This is a genomic window from Bacillus salipaludis (genome assembly GCF_004358205.1).
Genome location: NZ_SMYO01000099.1, coordinates 1 through 1,207, shown reverse-complemented (window position 1 = coordinate 1,207; position 1,207 = coordinate 1). Strand labels below are relative to the sequence as shown.

The window sequence follows — 1,207 nt, the reverse complement described above, 5'->3', positions numbered from 1 at the left end:
CGGCCCACTACCTAGCTGTCTACGCTTAAAAACTAAAGTTACCTTTAGTCCTCCAAGACTCGCTGCGAGCGAATGGCTAGTTCTTACTCGACGGGAATCCCACCCGCTATATGATACGACCTAGGCTCGGCCGCACAAGCACCCGTTAGGTTAAGTACAATCCTTCACAAATTAGATCATTTTTCGTGATATTCTAACTTGAAAAAGAAATTCCGATTTTTTATTACTATTACTGTAGTTAAAATAAGTAAAAGAACGGTTTGTATGACTTTACTCATTGGGTGTGTTGAAAATAATTCATTGAAAAGCCCCGCTGAATATGAAAAACGATCGCAACGATAATATTTCGCCCTGTTTTATAATATAACCAGTTCATCAATAGAACAAAGGGTATGAGACTAACCACAAAATTTATAGAATATATTACCCCTGTTTCGACTAGATTGCTTTGATAATAACCTTTAATAAAACCTAGAGGGAAATGCCAAAATGCCCAGAAAATAGCAAAAATCATAGAAACAGTGAAAAGATTAAATCGTTTTCGTAAGCTGTCTGTGCCATATGAGTGCCAAGCCAATTCTTCTAGTATTGGAGCAAAAAAGAGCAAAAACCAGGCTGGAAAAATACCTGCTGAAAATGAAGACTTTCCTGAGAGTGCAAATTGAGAGGTACTATATCCGAAAAGCAAGGAAATTGCCTGTGCAAGAAGAATACTCGTGATCATAAGAAAACACGTTACAATAATGTAAAATGGTCTTATGGTATTGAAATTAAAAAACCTGTTCAATAAATCCTTTCGTAAGTAAGAATCTGGCAATATTAAAACACAAGCAATGACCAATGGACTCGATAAGCCAATAAGTCCCAAAATGCTTACTAAGATTACATATAGATTTCTACTGGGTTCAATATGACTGATGTATGCAGCAATAAACCAAAATATCCACGGAACTAAAATGGATAATCCATAGAACAAAATTGGATGCCGGTATTTCTCGATTGCCATTTCTTTTCCTCCTTTTTATTTTTATCTTACTTTAACCCTATTAAGATTTAATATTTTAAGTATTAAGTTAATGTTTATTTTTGGTAAGTATTCCAACCGGTGATTTTTTATATTAAATTGACCAAACCTTCCACTAATCAGCCCTTTAGCTTAATAAGTCCTAATAAAAAAAGCGTTAATCCTTCTTGGATTAACGCACCC

General features: G+C 34.8%; 1 protein-coding gene. It reads right to left on the bottom strand.

Annotated features, from left to right (window positions below):
* Nucleotides 1-274: 274 nt before the first annotated feature.
* Nucleotides 275-1,006 (bottom strand): CPBP family intramembrane glutamic endopeptidase, encoded by a 732-nt coding sequence (locus tag E2K98_RS30655; RefSeq protein ID WP_208025454.1) that lies wholly within the window; start codon nt 1,004-1,006, stop codon nt 275-277.
* Between the last annotated feature and the right edge of the window lie 201 nt (nt 1,007-1,207).

What these genes read in the sequence shown, in the direction of transcription:
- E2K98_RS30655 (WP_208025454.1), bottom strand. Translation starts at nt 1,006, where the DNA reads ATGGCAATCGAGAAATACCGGCATCCAATTTTGTTCTATGGATTATCC.